The organism is Nonomuraea harbinensis, from assembly GCF_019396385.1.
Classification (GTDB): Bacteria; Actinomycetota; Actinomycetes; order Streptosporangiales; family Streptosporangiaceae; genus Nonomuraea; species Nonomuraea ferruginea.
Genome location: NZ_JAHKRN010000012.1, coordinates 147,342 through 169,933 on the forward strand (window position 1 = coordinate 147,342; position 22,592 = coordinate 169,933).

Below are 22,592 nucleotides of genomic sequence, written 5' to 3' on the forward strand. Positions count from 1 at the left end.
ATGGTCGTGTCATTGACGCCTCGAAGGCCCGGCCCAAGCATGGAAGCCATGAAGAGGCGGATCGTCCTGGTGGTCTACGAGGGCTTCCAGCTGCTCGACCTGGCGGGCCCCGCCGACGTGTTCGCGGCGGCGGACCTGGTGGCGCGGGGCGGCTACCAGGTCGAGGTGACGGCGCCGATGGCCGGTCCGGTGGCGGCGCAGCACGGCGTCGAGGTCGCCGTGCGGACGCCCCTGCGCGAGGTCGGCGGGCCGATCGACACGCTCGTCGTCGCCGGGGGCATGACCACGATGACGCACGCCCGCGACCCGGAGACGGTGGAGGAGATCGTCAGGCTGTCACGTTCGGCCCGTCGCACCGCGTCCGTGTGCAGCGGCGCGTTCCTGCTGGCCGCGGCGGGGCTGCTCGACGGCCGGCGGGCCACCACCCACTGGCTGGTCGCCGACAAGCTCGGCGCGTGGTACCCCGGGGTCACGGTCGAGGCGGACGCGATCTACGTCCGCGACGGCCACCTCTGGACCTCGGCCGGGGTCAGCGCCGGCGTCGACCTGGCGCTCGCGCTGGTGGCCGACGACCACGGTCACGAGCTGGCCCGGCGGGTGGCCTGCGGGCTGGTCGTCTACCTGCACAGGCCCGGCGGGCAGAGCCAGTTCAGCATGCCGATGAGCATCCCCGCCCCGCGCGACGAGTCGCTGCGCGAACTGCAGGCGTTCATCGACGCGAACCCGGCCGCCGACCTGAGCGTGCCCGCGCTGGCCAGGCGCGCCGGGATGAGCGAGCGCCACTTCTCCCGCGTCTTCACCGAGCAGACCGGGACGTCTCCGGGCAGGTACGTCGAGCGCAGCCGCGCCGACACCGCCCGGCGGCTGCTGGAGATCACCGACCATCCGCTGGACCGGGTGGCCCGGGAGTCGGGGCTGGGCCGGCCCGAGACGCTCTACCGCGTCTTCCGCCGTCACCTGCGCGTCTCGCCCGGCGACTACCGCCGCCGGTTCCACACCAAGGAGAGTTGATGCACGTCGCCATCCCCCTCTACGACCGGTTCACCGCGCTGGACGCCGTCGGACCGTACACCGTGCTGGCGTTCGCGCCCGGCTGGACCGTCACCTTCGTCGCGGCCGAGCCGGGACCGGTGACCGACGACCGGGGTCAGCTGAGCATCGCCGCCACCGCCGGCTACGAGGAGGTGCCGAGGCCCGACGTGATCGTGGTGCCGGGCGGCATCGGCACCTTCGAAGCCCTCGCCGACGAGGCCCTGGTCGGCTGGATCCGCGAGGCCGACGCGCACACCCGCTGGACCACCTCGGTGTGCAGCGGCTCGCTCCTGCTGGGCGCGGCGGGGCTGCTGCGCGGGCGCCGGGCGACCAGCCACTGGGCGGTCACCGGTTTCCTGGCCGACACGGGCGCGCGGGCGGTCACCGAGCGGGTGGTGGTCGACGGCAAGATCGTCACCGCCGCCGGGGTGTCGGCCGGGATCGACATGGCGCTCACCCTTCTCGGCCAGGCCGCCGACACCGAGACCGCCGAGGCCGTGCAGCTCGTCATCGAGTACGACCCGGACCCGCCGTTCGACGCAGGGGCGATCGGGAAGGCCTCCGACGCGCTGCGCGAGCGCGCGGCGGCCCTACTCCGGTAGCGCCGCCGGGTTCCTGGCCAGCAGGCCGCCGTCCACGCGGTGCTCCGCCCCGGTGATGAACGACGAGCGCGGGCCCGCCAGGAACGCGACCAGCTCCGCCACCTCCTCCGGCCGGGCCACCCGGCCGAGCGGGTGCGCGGCGCCCCACCGCGCCACCTGCTCGTCCTGCGACAGCTCGCCGCGCCACAGGTCGGCCGCCCAGCGCAGCATCGGGGTGTCGACCGAGCCGGGGCAGACCGCGTTCACCCGGACGCCCTGACCGGCGTGGTCCAGCGCCATCGCCCTGACGAGCCCGTTCAGCGCCGACTTGCTGGCCGTGTAGGCGGCCACCTGGGTCTGGGAGGCGAACGCCTGCACCGACGAGACCACCACGATCGAGCCGCCGCCGCGCTCGGCGAGCCGGGGCACGGCCGCCTTGCAGGTCAGGTAGACGCCCTTGAGGTTGACGTCCAGGACCTCGTCCCAGACCTCCTCGGGGGTGTCGACCACGGTGCCGTAGCGCTGCACGCCCGCGCAGGTCACCACCACGTCCAGGCCGCCGTGGCGGCTCACGGCCAGCTCCACCAGGTCGCGCATGCCGGCGGCGCTGCGCACGTCGGCGACCACGCCGGTGACCCGCTCGCCCTCGACCGCCGCCCCCTCGTCGGCGCCGCAGAACACCACCGACGCGCCGCCCGCGGCCAGCCGGTCCACGACCGCCCGGCCGATGCCCATGGACCCGCCGGTGACCAGCGCCACCTTGCCGCCGAACTCTTCGCCGTCGAACTCACTCACGCCAGCACCTCCGCACGCATCGACAGGGCCCTGGTCTCGCCCGGCCCCAGGGCGAGGGCGGTCCCGTTGGCGACCGCCGCCGCCAGCCCGTCGGTCGGCATGCTGGAGAAGGGCTCCAGCCCGACCGTGTACGCCCGGCCCCACCAGGGATATCCGGTGGTGGCGCCGAGCTCCTGCCACAGCCACAGGTAGGGCAGCACCTCGGCGTCCCACTCCAGCCGCAGCCCGATGTCCGCCATGATCTCGTACCAGCCGGTCTCGAACCCGGTCAGGTAGACGATGTCGCTGGGCGCGCCCCGTTCGGGGATCACGCTCAGGTCGACCTCGCCGCCGCCGTCGGCGGGCACGACCGGCCAGTCCCACGGCCCGCCCGCCTTCACCCTGCGCCCTTCCGGGTTGATGGCGCTCTCGTGCGGGATCACCCGCACGCCGTCGGGCAGCCGGATCCTGGCTCCCGGCCGCAGGAACGGCGTCCCGTACACGAGGTGCTGCCCCCACATGGCGTGCAGGGTGAGGCCGGACTCGTTGGCGGCCCGTCCGTCGATCTCCAGCGCGGCGATGCCCGACCGCAGGCGGAGCGTCCGTTCCAGCCGGTACGGCAGCCGCCTGGTCCGTACCGAGAGCCGGATCGCGACCTCGCGCTCGGAGTCGGCCATGACCTCGTACTCCCACGGCAGCCCGGACACCTCGCCGTGCTGCGCCAGCCGGGCGCCCCGGTACTCGCTGGGCGCGCCGCCGTTGGGGAAGACCTCCTGCCAGCCGCCCTCGTAGTGGTCGACGAACTGGGCCACGTCGTCGGCCGCGCCGTGCACGTGCTCGCGCGGGTCGCGCAGGCCCTGCGGGGAGAGCCAGACGAAGTCGGTGTCGGTGGGCTTGTGCAGGAACTCGACCACGTCGCCGCCCTTGCCGGGCAGCACGGTCACGCGGAGCAGCTCGTTCTCCAGCGTGACCGCGCGGAGCCCGCCCACGCTGCCGTGGCGCAGGCGGGCTCCCCAGTTGCGGTTGATCGTCATCCGAATCTCACGTCGATGAACCTGGGCCGGTAGATCGACACGTCCCGGTAGTGGTCGGTGTTGACGAAGCTGTTGACGTTGTACGAGACGACCAGCCCGTCGCCGTCGACGGCGGGGTGGGCGTGGGCGTTGTAGGTGAAGATGTTCCCGCCCGTCTCGGGGGTGGTGTAGAGGAGCTGCTTGCCGGTGAACGGGCCGGTGGGGGAGCACGACGAGTACGCCACGATCCGCGCGCTGAGCACCTCGGTGGTGTCGTGCGTGATGAGCACGTAGCCGTCGCCGATCTTGGTCACGCTGTACTCGTTGGCCACGCCGTCCATGACGCGGGCCGAGTCCGCCTCGTCGGGCGACCATGTGCCGTCGGCGGTCAGGAACTCCCAGGCGCCGAGCAGGCTGTCGCCCTTGACCCTGGCGACGTGCATGTACTTGGGCGAGCCGTGGTCCTCCACCCCGTAGACGTACGTGTGACGGCCGTCCTTGAGTATGCCGGAGGCCCAGGCGACGCCGTTGCCCGACGGCAGGTCGTGCACGCTGAGCGGCCGGTCGAGCCTGCCCTGGGGGAACCTGGCCACCACGTTGCGGTGCCAGCGCCAGTCCCACGCACCCGGGCCGAAGCGCTCGTACTCCTGGTAGGTCACCTCGACGATGCCGCCGGCCAGCGTCACGTCGCCGGCCCAGTACCAGTGGTTCTGGTCGCGGGGCGGCATCACGGCCTTCGGGGCCTGGCTCGTGCCGCCGGTGATGGTGCGCAGCCGGCCGTCGCGCTCGACGGCGAAGGAGTTGTTCAGGAAGACGGTCGTGCCGCCCTCCTCGACCACCGGGGGCCGGGAGCCGTCGGGGTTGACCTGGCCCAGGAAGGTGTCGGAGAACACCCACAGCTCGCGCCCGTTGGGCAGGCGGACCGAGTAGGTGCCGTCGGCGCCGGTCCAGTCGTCGAGCCGGCTGTTGTCGTCGCCGTAGGTGGTGAAGAGCGTGGTCAGCCGCTGGTTGACCGAGGAGCCCTGGAAGGCGGGGGCGCAGTCGGATGCGGCCGCGGCGACGGGCTGGGGGAGGGCGGTGAGGGTGGACAGGGCGAGTACCAAGGAAAGGAGTGCTGCTCTGAGTCGCGCCATGACACGTCCTAGGGGTGGGGGTTCCCTACAGTTCTAGTCATCAGATCACTTACTGTCTAGACCTCACGCCGCCAGGAGGACCCGGTGAAAACGGGGTGCTGGGCCGTCATACCGGCAGGTACCCTCCACAAGGACCTAGGAGGGGAATTGTCGTGGGACACGTCGAGGTCGCTCACCTGACGTACGTGCTGCCCGACGGGCGGCCGTTGCTCGACGACGTGTCGTTCCGGATCGGCGAGGGCGTCAAGGCCGCGCTGGTGGGGCCCAACGGGGCCGGGAAGACCACGCTCATGCGGTTGATCGCGGGCGATCTGCGGCCGGTCGAGGGAGGCGTGGTGTCCTCCGGCGGGCTGGGCGTGATGCGGCAGTTCATCGGGAGCGTGCGCGATGGCAGCAACGTGCACGACCTGCTGCTGAGCGTGGCGCCGCCCGCCGTGCGGCAGGCCGCCGAGCGGCTCGAACAGGCCGAGCTCGTCATGATGGAGCGCGACGACGAGAAGACGCAGCTCCGCTACGCCCAGGCCATCAGCGACTACACCGACGCGGGCGGGTACGAGATCGAGGTCCTGTGGGACACGTGCACGGTCGCCGCACTGGGCGTTCCGTACGATCGCGTGAAATATCGGGATGTGGCCACGTTGTCCGGCGGCGAGCAGAAACGGCTGGTGCTGGAGGCGCTGCTGCGCGGCCCCGACCAGACCCTGCTGCTCGACGAGCCCGACAACTACCTCGACGTGCCCGGCAAGGAGTGGCTGGAGCAGCAACTCCGCGAGACGTCCAAGACCGTGCTGCTGGTCAGCCACGACCGGCAGCTCCTGGCCAACGCCGCCGACCGGATCGTCACCGTCGAGTCGGGCAACATCTGGATCCACGGCGGCGGCTTCGGCACGTACGCGGAGGCGCGCAGGGCCAGGAACGCCCGCCTCGACGAGCTGCGGCGGCGCTGGGACGAGGAGCACGCCAAGCTCAAGGCCCTGGTCAACATGCTGAAGAACAAGGCCCGCTACAACGACGGCATGGCCGCCGCCTACCACGCGGCGCAGACGCGGCTGCGCAAGTTCGAGGAGGCGGGGCCGCCCGAGACGCCGCCGGCCGACCAGAACATCAGCATGCGCCTGCGCGGCGGCCGCACCGGCAAGCGCGCGGTCATCTGCGAAGGGCTGGAGCTGACCGGCCTGATGAAGCCGTTCGACCTGGAGGTCTGGTACGGCGAGCGGGTGGCGGTGCTCGGCTCCAACGGCTCGGGCAAGTCCCACTTCCTGCGGCTGCTGGCCGGTGAGCAGGTCCGCCACAGCGGCGCGGCCCGGCTCGGCGCCCGCGTGGTGCCCGGTCACTTCGCCCAGACGCACGCCCGGCCCGACCTGATCGGCCGCACCCCGGTCGAGATCGTGATGTCGGAGCACGCCAGGCTCAAGAACGAGGCGATGAAGGCGCTGGCCCGCTACGAGCTGGCCGGTCTGATCGCCGACCAGCGGTTCGACACGCTGTCAGGCGGCCAGCAGGCCAGGCTGCAGATCCTGCTGCTGGAGCTGTCCGGGTCCACGCTGCTGCTGCTCGACGAGCCGACCGACAACCTCGACCTGGCCAGCGCCGAGGCGTTGCAGGAAGGGCTGGACGCGTTCGACGGCACGGTGGTCGCGGTCACCCACGACCGGTGGTTCGCGGCGGATTTCGATCGCTATTTGGTATTCGGCGCGGATGGCGCGGTTTATGAGGCGCCGGAGCCGGTCTGGGATGAAAAGCGGGTCGTTCGCGCCCGATAGGAAAACAAAGAGCGCGATAGGAAGTCAAAGAGTTGGTACGCCCGGCGCGTGTCAGAGGCCGGACGTGCCCATGAGCGGGTTATCACGGCAAAGTGATCCAGCGTAGCCGAACCGTCAGCCTCCTCGCACTCGGGGCGATCTGCCTCGCCGGATGCTCGTCCGAGGAGCCGACACAGCAGCAGCTCAAACCGCTCACCCTCATGGAACAGGCGTCGAACGTCGTCAAGTCGGGCGACGGGTACGCCGTGACCTGGGCCGCCGTCCTGGCCAACGGCAACCCGTGGCACTTCGGCGAGCACGTCGTGGCCAGTGTCGTCGGCAAGGACGCCGGAGGCCGCGAGGTCTTCAGGATGGACCAGCCCCTGGACGCCGTGCCGCCGGGCGGCTCCCTGACCTTCACCGGCCAGGGCACCGCCACCGCGAAGCCGGCCAAGGTCAGCGTCGACTACCGGCCCGCCCAGTGGCGGCAGGCGGCCCGGGTGCCCTCGGCCTTCCGGCCGTTCCCGGCGTCGCGGGTGCAGACGATGCGCCAGAAGGACGGCTCGTACCTCATCACGGGCTACGTCGCGAACCCGTACCAGTTGCCCGCCAGCAGCCTGGTGGTGAGCGCGCTGCTGCGCGACGGCGCCGGCAAGCTGCTCGGCGGCGGCAGCACGTTCGTGGACGACGTGCAGGCGGGCCGGCCGCCGCGGTTCATCCTGACCGTGGCCGGGCTGCCGCCGGGGACGAAGGTGGGCAGGACCGAGGTGGTCGCCCGTACCTGGGGGTCGACCGCGCGCCCGTACGAGGAACTGGCGATGGGCGGCGTGATGCCGCTGCACACCGTCAAGCCGAAGACCGCGCCGTTCCAGACGGACCGCGGGAGCGAGGTGACGTCGGGCTCGGAGTAAGCAAACGGGGTTATTCCCGGCGAATCTCGTTACATTTTTCTGGCTTGCCCATGACAAGAGATGTGTATCGCGCGGAATCGGTAGAACTACAAGTTACGACTCCATTACATTCGGTGATATGAATGACCGCGTCCTGGTCGAAGCCCTGCGCGCCGGCGACCCCGGCGCACTCGCCGCGCTCTACGACGCGCATGCCGAGAGCGTCTACCGCTACTGCCGATGCCTTCTCCGCGACGCCGACAGCGCCCAGGTCGCCCTGCGCGACGCGCTGATCGCGGCGGAGGCGCACGCCGGCTTGCTGGCCGACCCCGGCATGCTCCGTCCCTGGCTGTACGCGCTGGCCAGGAGCGAGTGCCGACGCCGCCGGATCGCCGGGCCGCAGGCCGCCGGCGAAGCGCTCGCCGGCGCGCCGGAGCCGGCCGATCCCGCCGACGCCGACCTGCGGATCATGGCCTGGAACGCGGTCCAGAGCCTGCCCGCCGCCGACCGCGAGGTGCTGGAGCTGGACACCCGCCACGGGCTGTCCGCCGCCGGGCTCGCCGCCGTGCTGGGCATCCCCGCGCGCCGGCTCGACGCCGTCCGCGAGCAGGCCCGCGACCGGCTGCGCGACGCGGTCACCGCCGAGATCCTCGCCATGAAGGGCCCGTACGACTGCCCGCGCCGGGCCCGCATCCTCACCGGGTTCACCGGTGAGCTGACACCCGACATGCGCGAGCACCTGGTGCGCCACCTCGCCCGGTGCGAGACCTGCTCGCCGCACCGCAGCCGGCAGGTGTCGGCGGCGAAGGTGTTCGAGCTGCTGCCGCAGGTCACGCTCCCGGAGTCGCTCAGGGTGCGGGTGCTGAGCTGCTTCGTCGACCCGGAGCTGTTCCTCTACCGCCGCTACGTCGCCAGGCGCTCGCAGGCGCTGGACGGCGCCGGGTTTCCCCTGCCCGGCGACCGGAAGCCGCGCGTATGGCCTCGGGCGGTGGCGTGCACGGTGGCGGCGGTCACGACCCTGGTGGCGATAGCGGGCATCTTCGAGTACTTCGGGAAGGAGGTCGGCGGACTGCCCGGCGTCGCCACCGCGGCGTTCCCGCCGGAAGGCAAGCCGCCCGTCCTCCCGTGGCGGCGGGCCGAGGCGAACACCACCGCCGGACCGGAGCTCGGCCGCACCGCCGGCCTGCCGCTGGACGTCGCCCGCGTCACCCCGCGGGCCCGGCTGATCTCGCCGGCCACGGAGACCACCCGCCTGCTCCCCACCATCGGCGGCCTGCCGACCACGTGGCCCGACGTCGAGCCCACGTGGAGCACCCACGCCCCCGTGCCGTCGCCGCCGCCGGGCGAACCCACGCAGGGGCCCGGCGACCCCGGCTCCCACCCGCCCACGCCCGGCCCGACGGCGCAGCCGACCCAGCCCACGGTGCGGCCGACGGTGCGGCCGACGGTGCGGCCGACCGTGCGCCCCACCGTGCGGCCGACCAGGCCGACCGTGCACCCCACCCGGCACACGCCGGCTCCGTCGCCCACCGAGGACCCGGTGCCCACGCCGGTGCCGCAGCCGACCCCGACCGTGTCCCCCGCCCCGCCGCCCACCACCCCGGCGTCCTGACCATGAGCAAGGGGTGTACGTGGGTCAACGGTAGGGAACTGTGTGCATAGAGTGACAGCGGGGGGATTCTATGCACGTCCGAGCCGGGATCCTGCTCGCCTGTCTGGCCGTCACCCTCAGCCCGCCGGCACGCGCCGAGCCGGCTCCCCCGTCCCGTGACATCGCCAGGGCGCGGCAGGACGTACGGGCACGAACGCAGGAGCTGGCCAGGGCCGGCGTCGCACTGGCCGAGGCGCAGGCGCGCCTGGAGGAGCTGGCCGCCGAGGCCGGACGCCGGGTGGAGGCCTACAACGGCGAGCTGGTCCGGCTGCGGCGGGCCGAGGAGGCGCACGACCAGGCGCTGACCAGGCTCGCGTCGGCGGACGCCGAGGTGGAGCGCGCCCGGCAGCCCGTGGCGGCGCTGGCCGCGCAGGCGTACGGCGGGATGTGGCGGTCCCACGCGTTCCCCGTCATGGACGGCGGAGACCACGACGGCTACCTGCACCGCGTCGGCACGCTGCGGCAGCTCGGCGGCGAGCGGGCCGCGGTGCTCTCCCGGATGCGCGACGCTCAGACGGTGGCCGCGATCCTGCGCACCCAGGCGGCCCGCGCGCACGCCGCCCGGCAGGCCGCGGCCGACGCCGCCGCGCAGGCCAAGGCCGATGCCCAGAAGGCCGTGGCCAGGCAGAGACGCGAGACCAGGACCCTGACGGCCGAGCGCGACACGCTGCAACGGCGGGTGGACGCCGCCCGCGACCGGGCCGACCTGCTGGCCAGGAAGCGGGCCGGCCGGTTCCGGATCCCGCTGAGCCGCGGGTCCGGGCTCGGTGACCGGGCCGCCAACTGGGCGCTCACCCAGCTCGGCAAGCCCTACCTGTGGGCCGCCGCCGGCCCGGGGAGCTACGACTGCTCGGGTCTGACCATGCGGGCGTGGGAACGGGCCGGCGTGCGGCTCGACCACTGGACCGGAACCCAGTGGACGTCGGGCCCGCACGTCCCGCTGCACCTCCTGCGCCGCGGCGACCTGCTGTTCTTCGGCCACGACAGGAACGACCCGCGCACCATCCACCACGTGGGCATGTACGTCGGGCGCGGGCTGATGGTGCACGCGCCGCAGACCGGCGACGTCGTACGCGTCGCCCCGATCTGGAGGCGGGACCTGGTGGGCGCCACCAGACCCCTCCAGAGAGTGGGATGAATCAGTGGCCGCCGTCCTTGGCGCGCTGGAAGGAGCGCTCGATCTCGGCCTCGGCCTCCATGCGGCCCACCCAGTTGGCGCCCTCGACCGACTTGCCGGGCTCCAGGTCCTTGTAGACCTCGAAGAAGTGCTGGATCTCCAGCCGGTCGAACTCCGCCACGTGGTGGATGTCCTGGATGTGCGCCATGCGCGGGTCGGTCGACGGGACGCAGAGGACCTTGTCGTCGCCGCCCTTCTCGTCGGTCATGCGGAACATGCCCACCGCCCGGCAGGTGATGTAGCAGCCCGGGAACGTCGGCTCCTGCAGCAGCACCAGCGCGTCGAGGGGGTCGCCGTCCTCACCGAGGGTGTTCTCGATGAAGCCGTAGTCGGCGGGGTACTGCGTGGAGGTGAACAACAGCCGGTCAAGCCTGATCTTGCCGGTTTCGTGGTCCACTTCATACTTGTTCCGTTGCCCCTTGGGAATCTCAACGACAACGTCGAACTCCACCGCGGTTCCTCCGCTCGCGCCCCCCCCGGGATCCCCGGCTGGGCGTTAATGTCTCGTAGGCGAACACCAGGATGAGAGGTCAGGGCGACGTGGCACGGCACGAGCGGTGGGTGATGCTGGCCACACTCGTCCTGCTGCAGGTCGTGACCATCGTCACCGGCGTCTACGCGGTTGACAACGACCTCACCCTGAGCGCGCTGACGAGGCAGCCGCCACCGGCAGAGCCGACCGCGCCTCCCGAAGTCCCCGTGGTCACCGCGGGGCCGGTGCTGGCCGGCCTGGCGGCGAGGCCAGGAGACGGACCTCTCCCGACCAAGGGTACTTTGACCCGCAGGCTCACGGATGCGCTGGGTGACCGAGCGCTGGGTGACCGGGTCGGCGCGGTCGTCGTCGACGCCTCCACGGGCGAGCGGGTCTTCGCCGCCAACCCCGACGCCGGCATCGTCCCCGCCTCCACCACCAAGGTCGTCACCAGCGTCGCGGCGCTCGCCTCGCTCGGCCCCGACACCCGCCTGGCCACCCGCGTCGTGCAGGGCGGCGCCCCCGGCGCGATCGTCCTGGTCGGCGGCGGCGACCCGCTGCTCGCCGGTCCCCGGGCCAAGCCGGGCAGCTTCACCGACCAGGCGTCGATGACCACGCTCGCCGCCCGTACCGCCGCCGCGCTCAAGCAGCGGGGAGTCGCCAAGGTCACGCTCTCGTACGACGCCTCGCTCTTCACCGGCCCGGACGTCGGGCCGGGTTGGAAGCCCGGCTACATCCCCGACGGGCACGTCGCGCGGGTGCACGCGCTGGCGATCGACGAAGGGCGGCAGAACCCCGGCCAGAACAGCCCGCGCGTCGCCGACCCCTCCCGCCACGCCGCCGACGCCTTCGCGGGGCTGCTGAAGAAGAAGGGGATCACCGTCGCCAAGACGGTCGAACCCGCCCGTGCCCCGGCCGGCGCCGCCGAGCTGGCCAAGGTCGAGTCGGCCCCCGTCTACGCCCTCGTCGAGCACGCGCTCACCTACAGTGACAACGACCTGTCGGAGGCGCTGGCGCGGCACGTGGCGATCAAGGAGGGCCAGCCGGGGTCGTTCGCGGGCGTCGCCAAGGCCGTCCCCCAGGTGCTCCAGCGGGTCGGCGCCGGTGGCGGCATCCAGGTGTACGACGGGAGCGGCCTGTCGACCCGCAACCGCATCAGCGCCGGCGCCATGGCCGGCCTCATCGCCCTCGCCGTCTCGCCCGACCGGCCCGGCCTGCACGCGGTCGCCTCCGGCATGCCCATCGCCGGGTTCACCGGCACGCTCGGCAACGGCCGCCGCTTCACCGGGGCCGACAGCAAGGGGCAGGTCGGGCTGGTGCGCGCCAAGACGGGCACCCTCAACAACGTCAGCACGCTGGCGGGGCTCACCACCAGCAAGGACGGCAGGGTCCTCGCCTTCGCCTTCATGGCCGACAAGGTCCCGGTCTACGCCGAACCGGTCCTCGACCGGCTGGCGGCGATAGTGGCGCGCGCCTGACCGCGATCCGCCAGGATCGCGGTTGTGTTTATTCGCGATCCGGCAGGATCGCGGCGCTGTGTTTATTTGCGATCCTGGCGGATCGCGGCTCGTCGCTCAGATCCGGTGCCTTCCCTCGTCGCTCGGTCGCTTCGCTCCCTCCCTCCTCAGTCCAGGCACCGGCGCTCCTCGCAAAACCTTGGATGTTCTTCCTGCAGATACCGGGACCGCTCCGATGTCAGGACAGCTGCGATGCCGGGACAGCTGCGATACCGGGACTGCTCCTTGGTCGGGATACCCGGAGGGTTCAGGGCTTTTCGTGGGCTCCCTGCTTCTTCAGTTCAGGCAACTGGGGCTTCTGCGTGGGTTCTCTTCCCCCTTTGTGCAGGTACCGGAGGGTCCTCGTGGGTTCCCTCCCTCCTCAGGCCAGGCAGCGGGGGTCTTCTCTTGATTGGGGGAGCTGGGTTCGGGGCTTCTTCGCGGGGTTGGGCGGAAGCACGTACGGTGGTGGGTATGCAGGTGATCGACTGGGATCTGGCCGTCTCGACCGGCACGCGTCTGGTGCGCCCCGGTCCTCAAGTAACCCGCGAGGAGGCCAGGCAGGCCGTCGCCGAGCTCCGTACGCTGTCGCGCGAGGCCGAAGGGCACGTGCGCGAGTTCACCAAGATCGATGCTGAGACCGCGCCGCAGGCGGCGACCGTCGTCGACCGGCCCGGTTGGATCAGGGCCAACGTCGAGGGCTTCCGCGTGGTGCTGGAGCCGCTCACCCAGCGGATGACCAGCGGCGCCAACCGGCCGCCCGCGATCGTCAGCGCCGTGGGCTCCCGGATCACCGGCGTCGAGGTCGGCGCCGTGCTCGCCTTCCTGGCGACGCGGGTGCTCGGCCAGTACGAGCTGTTCCTCCCGCCCGACCCGACCGGCCGCGAGGCCACCGGCCGGCTCACGCTCGTCGCGCCCAACATCGTGCACGCCGAGCGCGAGATGAACGTCAACCCGCACGACTTCCGGCTCTGGGTGTGCCTGCACGAGGAGACCCACCGGGTGCAGTTCACCGGGGTGTCCTGGCTGCGCGAGTACGTGCGCTCGCAGATGACCGAGTTCCTGCTGGCCTCCGACCTCGACCTGCCGACGCTCGTCGAGCGCCTGCGCAACGCGGCCGACACCATCCAGGACGTGGTCAGGGGCGGCGAGGGCAACCTCATCGACGTCATCCAGTCGCCGCAGCAGAAGGAGATCCTCGACCGGCTCACCGCCGTCATGACCCTCGTGGAGGGCCACGGCGACTACGTGATGGACGCGGTGGGGCCCTCGGTGGTGCCGTCGGTGGCCGACATCCGGGCCAAGTTCGCCCAGCGCCGCGAGGGCGGCTCCAAGCTCGACAAGACGATCCGCCGCCTGCTGGGCATCGACCTGAAGATGAAGCAGTACGCCGAGGGTTCCGCCTTCGTCCGCCGGGTGGTGGAGAAGGCCGGCATGGACGGCTTCAACCGCGTCTGGACCTCGCCCAACACGCTGCCGACCCCGGCGGAGATCTCCGACCCGGACGCCTGGGTGCGCCGCGTGATCGGCACCCCGGCCCTCCCCGGCTGACCCCACCGCACGGGGCGAGCACTGCTGGACACCGGACTGCGCTCGTCCCCGTGGCTGGACAATGGTGGTGTGGGACCGCACCCTGCTGTAGCCGATGTCCGCCGGGCTGTTCGTGAGGCGCTGGCCGGGCTGGACGGCGGGATGACGGTGCTGGCCGCGTGCAGCGGGGGCGCCGACTCGCTCGCGCTGGCCGCCGCCCTCGGGTTCGTCGCGCCGCGCGCCGGGCTGCGCGCGGGGCTGGTCACGGTGGACCACCAGTTGCAGGAAGGCTCGGACGTACGGGCGAGGCGGGTCGCGGAGCTGGCCGGAGAGCTGGGGCTGGAGTCCGGCGAGGTGCTGACCGTCACGGTGGGCACGGCCGGAGGGCCGGAGGCCGCCGCGCGGGAGGCCAGATATCGGGCGCTCGGCGAGGCCGCGGAGCGGGCCGGCGCCGCCGCCGTGCTGCTCGGCCACACGCGCGACGACCAGGCCGAGACCGTGCTGCTCGGGCTGGCCAGGGGGAGCGGCCCACGGTCGCTGGCCGGGATGGCGCCGCGGAGCGGGCTCTACCGCCGCCCCCTGCTCGACCTCCCGCGCCGCGTCACCGTCGCCGCCTGCGCGGCGCTCGGTCTGACCCCGTGGGACGACCCGCACAACGACGACCCCCGCTACACCCGGGTCCGGGTGCGCTCGCGGGTCCTTCCCGTACTGGAGAAGGAGCTCGGGCCCGGGGTGGCCGAGGCGCTCGCGCGGACGGCCGGGCTCGCCAGGGACGACGCCGACGCGCTCGACGAGTGGGCTGACACGGTGTATCACGATTGCGCTCTAAGCGATATTTCGGGAAGGCTCACGCTCTCCGTCGAGGCGCTGGAGCGGGTTCCCGCGGCCGTGCGGCGGCGGGTGCTGCGTCGCGCCGCCATCGCCGCCGGGGCGCCGTCCGGGGCGCTCTCGGCGACCCACGTGCACGCCGTGGAACGCCTCGTCACCTCCTGGCGCGGGCAGAAGGCCGTGGACCTACCCGGGCGAGTGTCGGCCGTCCGGCGGTATGGCACCCTGATACTCGCCATCAGCCCCATCCCGTAAGGAACCACAGGTGGACGCAGCCGACATGGGCGAGGACCTCGAGAAGGTCCTCATCGCCGAGGACGAGCTCCAGGGCAAGATCAGGGAGCTGGCCGGTCGGATCGACGAAGACTACGCGGGCAAGGAGCTGCTCCTCGTGGGCGTGCTCAAGGGCGCCGTCATGGTGATGGCCGACCTGGCCAGAGCCCTGCACGTGCCGGTGCAGATGGACTGGATGGCGGTGTCGTCCTACGGCGCCGGCACCCGGTCGTCCGGTGTCGTGCGGGTGCTCAAGGACCTCGACACCGACATCATGAACCGCCACGTGCTGATCGTGGAGGACATCATCGACTCCGGCCTGACCCTCCACTGGCTGCTGGAGAACCTCAAGTCGCGCTACCCGGCCTCGCTGGAGATCTGCGCCGCGCTGCGCAAGCCCGACGCCGTCAAGGTCCCCATCGACGTCAAGTACGTCGGCTTCGACATCCCCAACGAGTTCGTCATCGGCTACGGGCTCGACTACGCCGAGCGTTACCGCAACCTCCCCTTCATCGGCACCCTCGCCCCTCACGTCTACACCTAGAGATCGCTCGGATGGCCGTGAACCGCCGGGAACACAGCGGGCCGTGACGTACGTTGGTAGGGCAAGGCCGGTTGTAGCGGGCGGTCCCTCCGCGCGCTTGTCCGGTGTACCTTCTGACGACGGGAGGGTGACCGAGCGTCCCCTCCGGGTAGTCAGAAGTCGCGGCGTCGGGATGCCGCGGCCCCGGGTCCTGCCCGGGGTTCCAGGCCATGGTCAGGGAAGGGACGGGCCCGCCAGGGGTTCCGCATCGGATGGATCTCAAGCGATTTACACGTGGGCCACTGCTGTGGATCCTGGGCATCGTCGTGCTGCTCCTGCTCGTCACCCAATTGTGGAGCGGCGGGGGCAACTTCAAGCAGGCCGACACGTCCACGGTCCTCGAGCAGATTCGCACCGGCAACGTCAGCAACGCGAAGATCATTGACAAGGACCAGCGGATCGAGCTGACGCTCAAGAACGGCATCACGGTCAGGCCCGGCGACCAGCCCACCAAGATGATCCAGTCCGACTGGGTCACCGGCTACGGCGCCAAGCTGACCGACGACCTGCAGGCGCAGGTGCAGGCCGGCAAGACCGACAGCTTCACCACCGAGGTGCCGCAGGAGAACATCCTGCTCAGCATCCTGGTGAGCTTCCTGCCGATCGTCATCATCGTGCTGCTCTTCCTGTTCATCATGAACCAGATGCAGGGCGGCGGCAGCCGGGTGATGAACTTCGGCAAGTCCAAGGCCAAGCTGATCACCAAAGACACTCCCAAGACCACCTTCGCCGACGTCGCGGGCGCCGACGAGGCCATCGAGGAACTCCACGAGATCAAGGACTTCCTCCAGGCCCCGGCCAAGTTCCAGGCGATCGGCGCGAAGATCCCCAAGGGCGTCCTGCTCTACGGCCCGCCCGGCACCGGCAAGACCCTGCTCGCCCGCGCGGTCGCGGGTGAGGCGGGCGTGCCGTTCTACTCGATCTCCGGTTCCGACTTCGTCGAGATGTTCGTCGGCGTCGGCGCCTCCCGGGTGCGCGACCTGTTCGAGCAGGCCAAGGCCAACGCCCCGGCGATCATCTTCATCGACGAGATCGACGCCGTCGGCCGCCATCGCGGCGCCGGCCTGGGCGGCGGTCACGACGAGCGCGAGCAGACGCTCAACCAGCTGCTCGTCGAGATGGACGGCTTCGACGTCAAGGGCGGCGTGATCCTCATCGCCGCGACCAACCGGCCCGACATCCTCGACCCGGCCCTGCTGCGTCCCGGCCGCTTCGACCGTCAGGTCACCGTCGACCGTCCCGACCTGGAGGGCCGCAAGGGCATCCTCAAGGTCCACGGCCGCGGCAAGCCGTTCGCGCCCGACGTCGACCTCGACGTCATCGCGCGCCGGACCCCCGGGTTCACCGGCGCCGACCTGGCCAACGTGATCAACGAGGCCGCGCTGCTCACCGCGCGCGCCGACGAGAAGCTGATCACGATGGACATGCTGGAGGAGTCGATCGACCGGGTCATGGCCGGGCCCGAGCGCAAGACCCGCGTCATGTCCGACAAGGAAAAGAAGATGATCGCCTACCACGAGGGCGGTCACGCGCTGGTGGCGCACGCGCTGCCGAACTCCGACCCGGTCCACAAGATCACGATCTTGTCCCGGGGCCGGGCGCTCGGCTACACGATGACGCTGCCGATGGAAGACAAGTTCCTGGCCACCCGGTCGGAGATGATGGACCAGCTCGCGATGCTGCTGGGCGGCCGCGCGGCGGAGGAGCTCGTCTTCCACGAGCCCACCACCGGCGCCTCCAACGACATCGAGAAGGCCACCGCCGTCGCCCGCCGCATGGTGACCGAGTACGGCATGAGCGAGGCCCTGGGCGCCCGCAAGTTCGGCAGCGGCCAGGCCGAGGTGTTCCTCGGCCGTGAGATGGGCCACGAGCGCGACTACTCCGAGAAGATCGCCTCCACGATCGACGAAGAGGTCCGCCGGATGATCGAGACGGCTCACGACCAGGCGTGGGACATCCTGGTCGAGTACCGCGACGTGCTCGACAACCTGGTGCTCGAACTCATGGAGAAGGAGACCCTCTCCCGCGACATGGTGCTGGAGATCTTCTCTCCGGTGGTCGTCAAAGAGCACCGTCCGTCCTACGCGGGCTACGGCAAGCGGCTCCCGTCCGACCGGCCGCCCATCCTGACCCCCAAGGAGCAGTACGGCAACGGCTCGCTCGGACAGGGCCACCAGGGCGCACTGCCTTCCGGAGACACTGCGTGAAAGCGCACGAAGTAGATTTCGGACGGATCGAGAAGGCCGTCCGCGAGATCCTCTACGCCATCGGCGAGGATCCCGACCGCGACGGCCTTCTCGAGACGCCCGCCCGGGTGGCCCGCGCGTACGCGGAGCAGTTCTCGGGCCTCGGGCTGACCCCCGAGGACGTGCTCAACAAGGTCTTCGACGTCGACCACGACGAGATGATCCTGGTCAAGGACATCGAGGTCTACTCGACCTGCGAGCACCACCTCGTCCCGTTCTACGGCCTGGCGCACGTCGGCTACATCCCCAACGAGCACGGCCAGGTGACCGGCCTGTCAAAGCTGGCCAGGCTGGTCGACGTCTACGCGCGCCGGCCGCAGGTGCAGGAGCGGATGACCTCGCAGATCGCCGACGGCATCATGCGGGTGCTGGAGCCGCGCGGCGTGATCGTGGTGGTCGAGGCCGAACACCTGTGCATGACGATGCGTGGTGTACGCAAGCCCGGCGCGAAGACGGTCACCTCGGCCGTCCGCGGCGATTTCCGTACCAGTGACAAGACGCGCGCCGAGGCGATGGCGCTGATCCTGGGGCGCTGACGGCTGGCGGCGCCGCGTGAGATCCGCGCGCGTTCCAAGCGCGAAGGGATCGTTATCCACAACGGGGCACCCGCGATATCGCCGGGTATGAGCGAGCGCCTAGGCTTGGGCACATGACGAGAGTGCCGGGGCTTGACGACGCCGACCGGTGCCTGGTCATGGGCGTGGTCAACGTGACCCCTGACTCGTTCTCCGACGGCGGCCTGTGGTTCGACGAGGCGGCGGCCATCCGCCACGGGTTCGAGCTGGTCGCCGAGGGCGCCGACATCGTCGACGTGGGTGGCGAGTCCACCCGGCCGGGCGCCTCCAGGGTGTCGCTCGACGAGGAGCTCGCCCGCGTGGTGCCCGTGATCGGCGCGCTGGCCGCAGAGGGTGTCCAGGTCAGCGTCGACACGATGCGGGCCGAGGTGGCCAAGGCCGCGGTCGAGGCCGGGGCGGTCCTGGTCAACGACGTGAGCGGCGGCCTGGCCGACCCGCAGATGCCGCGCGTGGTGGCCGCCGCCGGTGTGCCCTACGTGGTGATGCACTGGCGCGGCCAGAGTGAAGACATGCAGAGCCGCGCGGTCTACGAGGACGTCGTGACCGAGGTCTGCGAGGAACTGGCCAAACGGGTGGAGCTGGTGCTCGCCGAGGGGGTGTCCCGCGAGCAGATCGTGCTCGACCCCGGGCTCGGCTTCGCCAAGAACGCCACCCACAACTGGGCGCTGCTGGCGGCGATCCCGCGCCTGACCGAGCTGGGCTACCCGCTGCTGATCGGGGCGTCCCGCAAGAGGTTCCTGGGGCGGTTGCTCGCCGACGCCGACGGCACGCCGCGCCCGTTCGACCGCAACGACGACGCCACGCTGGCGGTGACGGCGCTCGCCGCCCGTGACGGCGCCTGGTGCGTCCGGGTGCACACCGTAGGTCCGAATGCCGATGCCGTGCGCGTGGCAGCAGCATGGAAGAGAGCCGGAGCTGACACATGAGCGTCGACACCGCCGCGATCGAGACCATCAACCAGGAGTTCTATACCGCGATAGAAGACGCCGACCTCGATCGGATGACCGAGATCTGGGCCGAGGACGGCGTCGACGGCAAGGTCAGCTGCGTCCACCCGGGCTGGACCCTCCTGGCGGGCCGGTCGGAGGTGCTGCGGTCGTGGGCGTTGATCATGGCCAACACGACCTACATCCAGTTCGTGCTCACCGACGTCAACACCACCGTGCTCCGCGACGACGTGGCGGTGCTGACCTGCGTGGAGAACATCCTCACGGCGGGCGAGGAGGGCGAGTCCAGCTTCGCGGCCGGCAAGGTGGTGGCCAGCAACGTCTACATCCGCACCCCTCAGGGCTGGCGGCTGTGGATGCACCACGGGTCGCCGGTGTTGCAGAGCGACGACGACGAGGAGGAGGAAGGCGAGCTTGAGCACTGACCGGATCGCGCTGAAGGGCCTGCGGGCCCGCGGGAGACACGGCGTGCTGGCGGCCGAGCGGGAGCTCGGCCAGGAGTTCGTCGTGGACGTCACCCTCTTCCTCGACACCGCGCCCGCGGCCGCGGGCGACGACCTGGCCCTGACCGTCGACTACGGCGAGCTGGCGCAGGCGCTGGTGAAGGTGGTCGAGGGCGAGCCGGTCGCGCTGATCGAGACGCTCGCCCAGCGGCTGGCGGAGGTCTGCCTGGATAGGGAGCTCGTCGAGTCCGTGGAGGTGAGCGTGCACAAACCCGCCGCGCCGATCCCCCTGCCGTTCGGCGACGTGGTGGTGACGATCCAACGGAGGCGCCGATGAAGACCGTGCTAGCGCTCGGGAGCAACCTGGGCAGACGTTTCCAGACGCTGCAGGGCGCCGTGGACGCGCTGTTCGACGCGCCGGGTCTGGAGTTCGTGGCGGCCTCGCCGGTCTACGAGACCGATCCGGTGGGCGGCCCAGGGGGCCAGCGGCCCTACCTGAACGCGGTGGTGGTGGCGGAGACGACTCTCGAACCGCACACCCTGCTGGAGCGGGCGCAGAGCACCGAAGACGCCTTCGGCCGCGTCCGCCAGGAGCGGTGGGGGCCGCGCACGCTCGACATCGACCTGATCGTGGTGGGCGACATCGTCAGCGACGACCCGGAGCTGACGCTGCCGCACCCCATGGCGCACGAGCGGGCGTTCGTGCTGCTGCCGTGGGCGCAGGCCGACCCCGGCGCGGAGCTGCCGGGCAAGGGCCGGGTCGCCGACCTGCTGGCGGGCCTCGACCAGCGGGGCGCGCGACTCCGTGAGGACCTGAAGCTGCAGAGGCCCGATTGAGACCGACCCGTCCCGGCCTGCTGGCCGTCGTCTTCGTCGTCGTCGCGCTGCTGACATGGCTGACCGTCCAGCAGTTCTACTCCCAAATGCCGCTGGTGCCGTGGACCGCGATCCCGACGGTGCTGCTGCTGGCCATCGGCGAGGCCTACGCCGGGTGGATGACCCGGGCCAGGATCGCCCGCCGGCCCGGCACCAAACCGGTGGAGCCGCTCGCGGTGGCCCGGCTGGTCGCGCTGGCCAAGGCGTCCGCATACGGCGGGGCGGGGTTCGCGGGCCTGTTCGGCGGCTTCGTGCTGCACACGGCGACGGAGCTGGAGAAGGTGACGCCGCGGAGCGAGTTCTTCGTGTCCGGCGGCTCGCTGCTGGCCTGCGTGGTCCTCGTCTGCGCCGCCCTCTTCCTCGAACACGCCTGCCGCATCCCCGACGACCACGAGGGTGACCGGCCCGAGTAGGAGCCGGTCACTTGTCGATGTCGCCCACCACGAAGAACATCGAGCCGAGGATGGCCACCATGTCCGAGACCAGGTGGCCGGGCAGCATCTCGCGCAGCACCTGGATGTTGCCGTAGGAGGCGGAGCGGAGCTTGAGCCGCCACGGGGTCTTGTCGCCCTTGGAGACCAGGTAGTAGCCGTTGATGCCGAGAGGGTTCTCCGTCCAGGCGTAGGTGTGGCCCTCCGGCACCTTGAGCACCTTGGGCAGCCGCTGGTTGATCGGCCCCCGCGGCAGCGAGCGGAGCCGGTCGACGCACGCGTCGGCGAGGTCGAGCGAGACCTTGACCTGCTCCAGCAGCACCTCGAAGCGTGCGTGGCAGTCGCCGGCGGTGCGGGTGACGACCCTCACGGGCAGCTCGGGGTAGGCGAGGTAGGGCTGGTCGCGGCGCAGGTCGACGTCGACGCCGGAGGCCCTGGCGATGGGGCCGCTGACCCCGTACTGCATGATCTGCTCGCGGGTGAGCACGCCGACGCCTCTGGTGCGGGCGAGGAAGATCTCGTTGTCGAGTATGAGGTTCTCGATGTCGGGGATCTTCGCACGGACCTCGGCGACGGTCTGTGACACCCGGTCGAGCCACCCGTACGGGAGATCCTCCTTCAGGCCGCCGACGCGGTTGAACATGTAGTGCATCCGCCCGCCGGAGATCTCCTCCATGATGGCCTGGATGCGCTCGCGCTCGTCGAAGGCGTAGAAGATGGGCGTCATGGCGCCCATCTCCAGGGGGTAGGAGCCGAGGAACATCAGGTGGTTGAGCACCCTGTTGAGCTCGGCCAGCAGCGTGCGGGCCCACACGGCGCGGACGGGCGGCTCCATGCCGAGCATGCGTTCGGCGGCGAGCACCACGCCGAGCTCGTTGGCGAACGCCGACAGCCAGTCGTGGCGGTTGGCCAGCATGATGATCTGCCGGTAGTCGCGTACCTCGAACAGCTTCTCCGCGCCCCGGTGCATGTAGCCGACGATCGGCTCGGCGGTGGCGATGCGCTCGCCGTCGAGCGTCAGGCGGAGGCGGAGCACACCGTGCGTCGAGGGGTGCTGGGGGCCGATGTTGAGGATCATGTCCTCGGTGGCCAGTTCCTTCGCCCCTGCGCCGATTCCCACCACGCGTTCCGTCATACGGCCCATGCTCTCACCGGATACCAGGTCAAGGAACGGGTGTGCCGGGTCCGTCGTCCGAGGTCAAGGTACGGCAAGCACGCGCATCACCAGGCCATGGCGGGGGAGGATTGTCTGGAACGGGGGAACAAGACGATGAAGAGGGTCATCTTTGATGTGGCTGCCCTGATCGCCAGGGTGGTGATCGGCGTCATCTTCGTGGCGCACGGGCTGCAGAAATGGACAGCGGGTCTGGGGGCCATCAGCGCCGGCTTCACCGAGATGGGCGTGCCGCTGCCCCAGGCGTCGGCCGCCTTCGCGACGATCGTCGAGGTGGTCTGCGGGGTGCTGCTGATCCTGGGGCTGGCGGTCCGGGTCTCGGCGGCGCTGTTGCTGATCGACATGATCGGTGCGCTGGTCTTCGTGCACGCGGCCGGCGGGGTGTTCGTCACGGAGGGCGGCTGGGAGCTGGTGGCGGCCCTGGGCGCGGTCTGCCTGCTGCTGATCGCGCTGGGCGGCGGGCGCATCGGCCTCGACGGGATCATCCACGCGGTGCACAGGCGTCGCTCCCGGCGGGCCGCCGCGACCGAGCCCGCCTACGAGCCGGTGCCGGGCGGGCTCGACAACGCGCCCACCCGGCCCACGGTGATGGAGGAACCGCAGCGCGACGTGCCCCCGCAGGGGAGCGGCGCGAGCGGCTTGGACGACCGCGACATGCGTGACGTCGACCGCCTGCTCGGCGACGAGCCGACCCGGCCCAACCCACGCAAGCCGTAGGAGTTACG

General features: G+C 71.2%; 23 protein-coding genes. 18 read left to right on the forward strand and 5 right to left on the reverse strand.

Annotation, left to right across the window (positions count from 1 at the left end):
• Positions 1-48: 48 nt before the first annotated feature.
• Both KME79_RS15650 and KME79_RS15655 read left to right on the forward strand, forming a co-directional pair.
• Positions 49-1,011 (forward strand): GlxA family transcriptional regulator, encoded by a 963-nt coding sequence (locus KME79_RS15650; RefSeq protein ID WP_219545061.1) that lies wholly within the window; start codon positions 49-51, stop codon positions 1,009-1,011.
• Positions 1,011-1,634 carry a DJ-1/PfpI family protein gene (locus KME79_RS15655; protein WP_148035640.1) on the forward strand — a complete coding sequence of 208 codons (624 nt, stop codon included), beginning with the start codon at positions 1,011-1,013 and terminating at the stop codon, positions 1,632-1,634. The genes KME79_RS15650 and KME79_RS15655 overlap by 1 nt, the downstream gene beginning before the upstream one ends.
• Here KME79_RS15655 and KME79_RS15660 read toward each other — a convergent pair.
• Genes KME79_RS15660 through KME79_RS15670 form a run of 3 tightly spaced genes read right to left on the reverse strand, consistent with a single transcriptional unit; the run spans position 1,623 to position 4,533 of the window.
• Positions 1,623-2,408 carry an SDR family NAD(P)-dependent oxidoreductase gene (locus KME79_RS15660; RefSeq protein ID WP_308248927.1) on the reverse strand — a complete coding sequence of 262 codons (786 nt, stop codon included), beginning with the start codon at positions 2,406-2,408 and terminating at the stop codon, positions 1,623-1,625. The genes KME79_RS15655 and KME79_RS15660 overlap by 12 nt on opposite strands.
• Positions 2,405-3,421, reverse strand: coding sequence for a DUF4432 family protein (locus KME79_RS15665; RefSeq protein ID WP_246639891.1), 1,017 nt, complete (start codon positions 3,419-3,421; stop codon positions 2,405-2,407). Before KME79_RS15665 ends, KME79_RS15660 begins: the two co-directional genes overlap by 4 nt.
• The gene (locus KME79_RS15670) at positions 3,418-4,533 is read right to left on the reverse strand and encodes a DUF5005 domain-containing protein (protein ID WP_219545064.1); all 1,116 of its coding nucleotides are present in this window, start codon (positions 4,531-4,533) and stop codon (positions 3,418-3,420) included. The genes KME79_RS15665 and KME79_RS15670 overlap by 4 nt, the downstream gene beginning before the upstream one ends.
• Positions 4,534-4,685: 152 nt before the next feature.
• Between KME79_RS15670 and KME79_RS15675 the strand changes: the two genes are divergently transcribed.
• The 4 genes from KME79_RS15675 (at position 4,686) to KME79_RS15690 (ending at position 9,954) form a co-directional block, all read left to right on the forward strand.
• Positions 4,686-6,296 (forward strand): ABC-F family ATP-binding cassette domain-containing protein, encoded by a 1,611-nt coding sequence (locus KME79_RS15675; protein ID WP_148035637.1) that lies wholly within the window; start codon positions 4,686-4,688, stop codon positions 6,294-6,296.
• A gap of 92 nt (positions 6,297-6,388) precedes the next feature.
• Entirely contained in the window at positions 6,389-7,186 is a 798-nt protein-coding gene (locus KME79_RS15680; protein ID WP_148035636.1) for a hypothetical protein, read from the forward strand.
• 118 nt (positions 7,187-7,304) lie between these two features.
• Positions 7,305-8,777, forward strand: a complete 1,473-nt coding sequence (locus KME79_RS15685; RefSeq protein ID WP_219545065.1) for a hypothetical protein — start codon at positions 7,305-7,307, stop codon at positions 8,775-8,777.
• 70 nt (positions 8,778-8,847) lie between these two features.
• A complete protein-coding gene (locus KME79_RS15690; RefSeq protein WP_219545066.1) occupies positions 8,848-9,954 on the forward strand; it encodes a C40 family peptidase in 1,107 nt (368 codons plus the stop codon).
• A 1-nt stretch (position 9,955) separates the two neighbouring features.
• Here the strand turns inward: KME79_RS15690 and KME79_RS15695 are convergent, their stop codons facing one another.
• Positions 9,956-10,444 carry an inorganic diphosphatase gene (locus tag KME79_RS15695; protein ID WP_148035633.1) on the reverse strand — a complete coding sequence of 163 codons (489 nt, stop codon included), beginning with the start codon at positions 10,442-10,444 and terminating at the stop codon, positions 9,956-9,958.
• 89 nt (positions 10,445-10,533) lie between these two features.
• On the opposite strand from KME79_RS15695, the gene dacB reads away from it, so the two are divergent.
• The 11 genes from dacB to KME79_RS15750 all read left to right on the forward strand — a co-directional run bounded on the left by dacB (position 10,534) and on the right by KME79_RS15750 (position 20,675).
• Complete coding sequence (gene dacB, locus KME79_RS15700) at positions 10,534-11,943, forward strand: D-alanyl-D-alanine carboxypeptidase/D-alanyl-D-alanine endopeptidase (RefSeq protein WP_219545067.1); 1,410 nt, start codon at positions 10,534-10,536, stop codon at positions 11,941-11,943.
• 492 nt (positions 11,944-12,435) lie between these two features.
• Positions 12,436-13,512 carry an Rv3626c family coenzyme F420 biosynthesis-associated protein gene (locus KME79_RS15705; protein WP_187281524.1) on the forward strand — a complete coding sequence of 359 codons (1,077 nt, stop codon included), beginning with the start codon at positions 12,436-12,438 and terminating at the stop codon, positions 13,510-13,512.
• 69 nt (positions 13,513-13,581) lie between these two features.
• Positions 13,582-14,574, forward strand: a complete 993-nt coding sequence (tilS, locus tag KME79_RS15710) for a tRNA lysidine(34) synthetase TilS (protein ID WP_308248928.1) — start codon at positions 13,582-13,584, stop codon at positions 14,572-14,574.
• Positions 14,575-14,584: 10 nt separating this feature from the next.
• Positions 14,585-15,136: a hypoxanthine phosphoribosyltransferase gene (gene hpt / locus KME79_RS15715; protein WP_219545068.1), complete on the forward strand. Its 552-nt coding sequence runs from the start codon at positions 14,585-14,587 to the stop codon at positions 15,134-15,136.
• A gap of 251 nt (positions 15,137-15,387) precedes the next feature.
• Complete coding sequence (ftsH, locus tag KME79_RS15720; protein WP_148035630.1) at positions 15,388-17,382, forward strand: ATP-dependent zinc metalloprotease FtsH; 1,995 nt, start codon at positions 15,388-15,390, stop codon at positions 17,380-17,382.
• Positions 17,379-17,957 carry a GTP cyclohydrolase I FolE gene (gene folE, locus KME79_RS15725; protein ID WP_148035629.1) on the forward strand — a complete coding sequence of 193 codons (579 nt, stop codon included), beginning with the start codon at positions 17,379-17,381 and terminating at the stop codon, positions 17,955-17,957. Before ftsH ends, folE begins: the two co-directional genes overlap by 4 nt.
• A gap of 113 nt (positions 17,958-18,070) precedes the next feature.
• Positions 18,071-18,922 (forward strand): dihydropteroate synthase, encoded by an 852-nt coding sequence (gene folP / locus KME79_RS15730; protein ID WP_246639892.1) that lies wholly within the window; start codon positions 18,071-18,073, stop codon positions 18,920-18,922.
• Positions 18,919-19,368, forward strand: a complete 450-nt coding sequence (locus KME79_RS15735) for a nuclear transport factor 2 family protein (protein WP_148035627.1) — start codon at positions 18,919-18,921, stop codon at positions 19,366-19,368. Before folP ends, KME79_RS15735 begins: the two co-directional genes overlap by 4 nt.
• The gene (gene folB / locus KME79_RS15740; protein ID WP_148035626.1) at positions 19,358-19,723 is read left to right on the forward strand and encodes a dihydroneopterin aldolase; all 366 of its coding nucleotides are present in this window, start codon (positions 19,358-19,360) and stop codon (positions 19,721-19,723) included. The genes KME79_RS15735 and folB overlap by 11 nt, the downstream gene beginning before the upstream one ends.
• Positions 19,720-20,223: a 2-amino-4-hydroxy-6-hydroxymethyldihydropteridine diphosphokinase gene (gene folK / locus KME79_RS15745; protein ID WP_219545069.1), complete on the forward strand. Its 504-nt coding sequence runs from the start codon at positions 19,720-19,722 to the stop codon at positions 20,221-20,223. Before folB ends, folK begins: the two co-directional genes overlap by 4 nt.
• On the forward strand, positions 20,220-20,675 hold the full coding sequence (locus tag KME79_RS15750; protein WP_219545070.1) for a DUF3180 domain-containing protein: 456 nt from the start codon (positions 20,220-20,222) through the stop codon (positions 20,673-20,675). The genes folK and KME79_RS15750 overlap by 4 nt, the downstream gene beginning before the upstream one ends.
• A 7-nt stretch (positions 20,676-20,682) precedes the next feature.
• Here the strand turns inward: KME79_RS15750 and KME79_RS15755 are convergent, their stop codons facing one another.
• On the reverse strand, positions 20,683-21,828 hold the full coding sequence (locus KME79_RS15755; RefSeq protein WP_219545071.1) for an NADH-quinone oxidoreductase subunit D: 1,146 nt from the start codon (positions 21,826-21,828) through the stop codon (positions 20,683-20,685).
• 156 nt (positions 21,829-21,984) lie between these two features.
• On the opposite strand from KME79_RS15755, the gene KME79_RS15760 reads away from it, so the two are divergent.
• Positions 21,985-22,584 (forward strand): DoxX family protein, encoded by a 600-nt coding sequence (locus tag KME79_RS15760; RefSeq protein WP_219545072.1) that lies wholly within the window; start codon positions 21,985-21,987, stop codon positions 22,582-22,584.
• Positions 22,585-22,592 lie beyond the last annotated feature (8 nt).

Coding starts and splice junctions, on each gene's coding strand:
- KME79_RS15705 (WP_187281524.1), top strand. CDS start 12,436: ATGCAGGTGATCGACTGGGATCTGGCCGTCTCGACCGGCACGCGTCTG.
- KME79_RS15665 (WP_246639891.1), bottom strand. CDS start 3,421: ATGACGATCAACCGCAACTGGGGAGCCCGCCTGCGCCACGGCAGCGTG.
- KME79_RS15690 (WP_219545066.1), top strand. CDS start 8,848: ATGCACGTCCGAGCCGGGATCCTGCTCGCCTGTCTGGCCGTCACCCTC.
- KME79_RS15650 (WP_219545061.1), top strand. CDS start 49: ATGAAGAGGCGGATCGTCCTGGTGGTCTACGAGGGCTTCCAGCTGCTC.
- KME79_RS15755 (WP_219545071.1), bottom strand. CDS start 21,828: ATGACGGAACGCGTGGTGGGAATCGGCGCAGGGGCGAAGGAACTGGCC.
- KME79_RS15735 (WP_148035627.1), top strand. CDS start 18,919: ATGAGCGTCGACACCGCCGCGATCGAGACCATCAACCAGGAGTTCTAT.
- KME79_RS15685 (WP_219545065.1), top strand. CDS start 7,305: ATGAATGACCGCGTCCTGGTCGAAGCCCTGCGCGCCGGCGACCCCGGC.
- ftsH (WP_148035630.1), top strand. CDS start 15,388: ATGGATCTCAAGCGATTTACACGTGGGCCACTGCTGTGGATCCTGGGC.
- folK (WP_219545069.1), top strand. CDS start 19,720: ATGAAGACCGTGCTAGCGCTCGGGAGCAACCTGGGCAGACGTTTCCAG.
- KME79_RS15655 (WP_148035640.1), top strand. CDS start 1,011: ATGCACGTCGCCATCCCCCTCTACGACCGGTTCACCGCGCTGGACGCC.
- folP (WP_246639892.1), top strand. CDS start 18,071: ATGACGAGAGTGCCGGGGCTTGACGACGCCGACCGGTGCCTGGTCATG.
- KME79_RS15670 (WP_219545064.1), bottom strand. CDS start 4,533: ATGGCGCGACTCAGAGCAGCACTCCTTTCCTTGGTACTCGCCCTGTCC.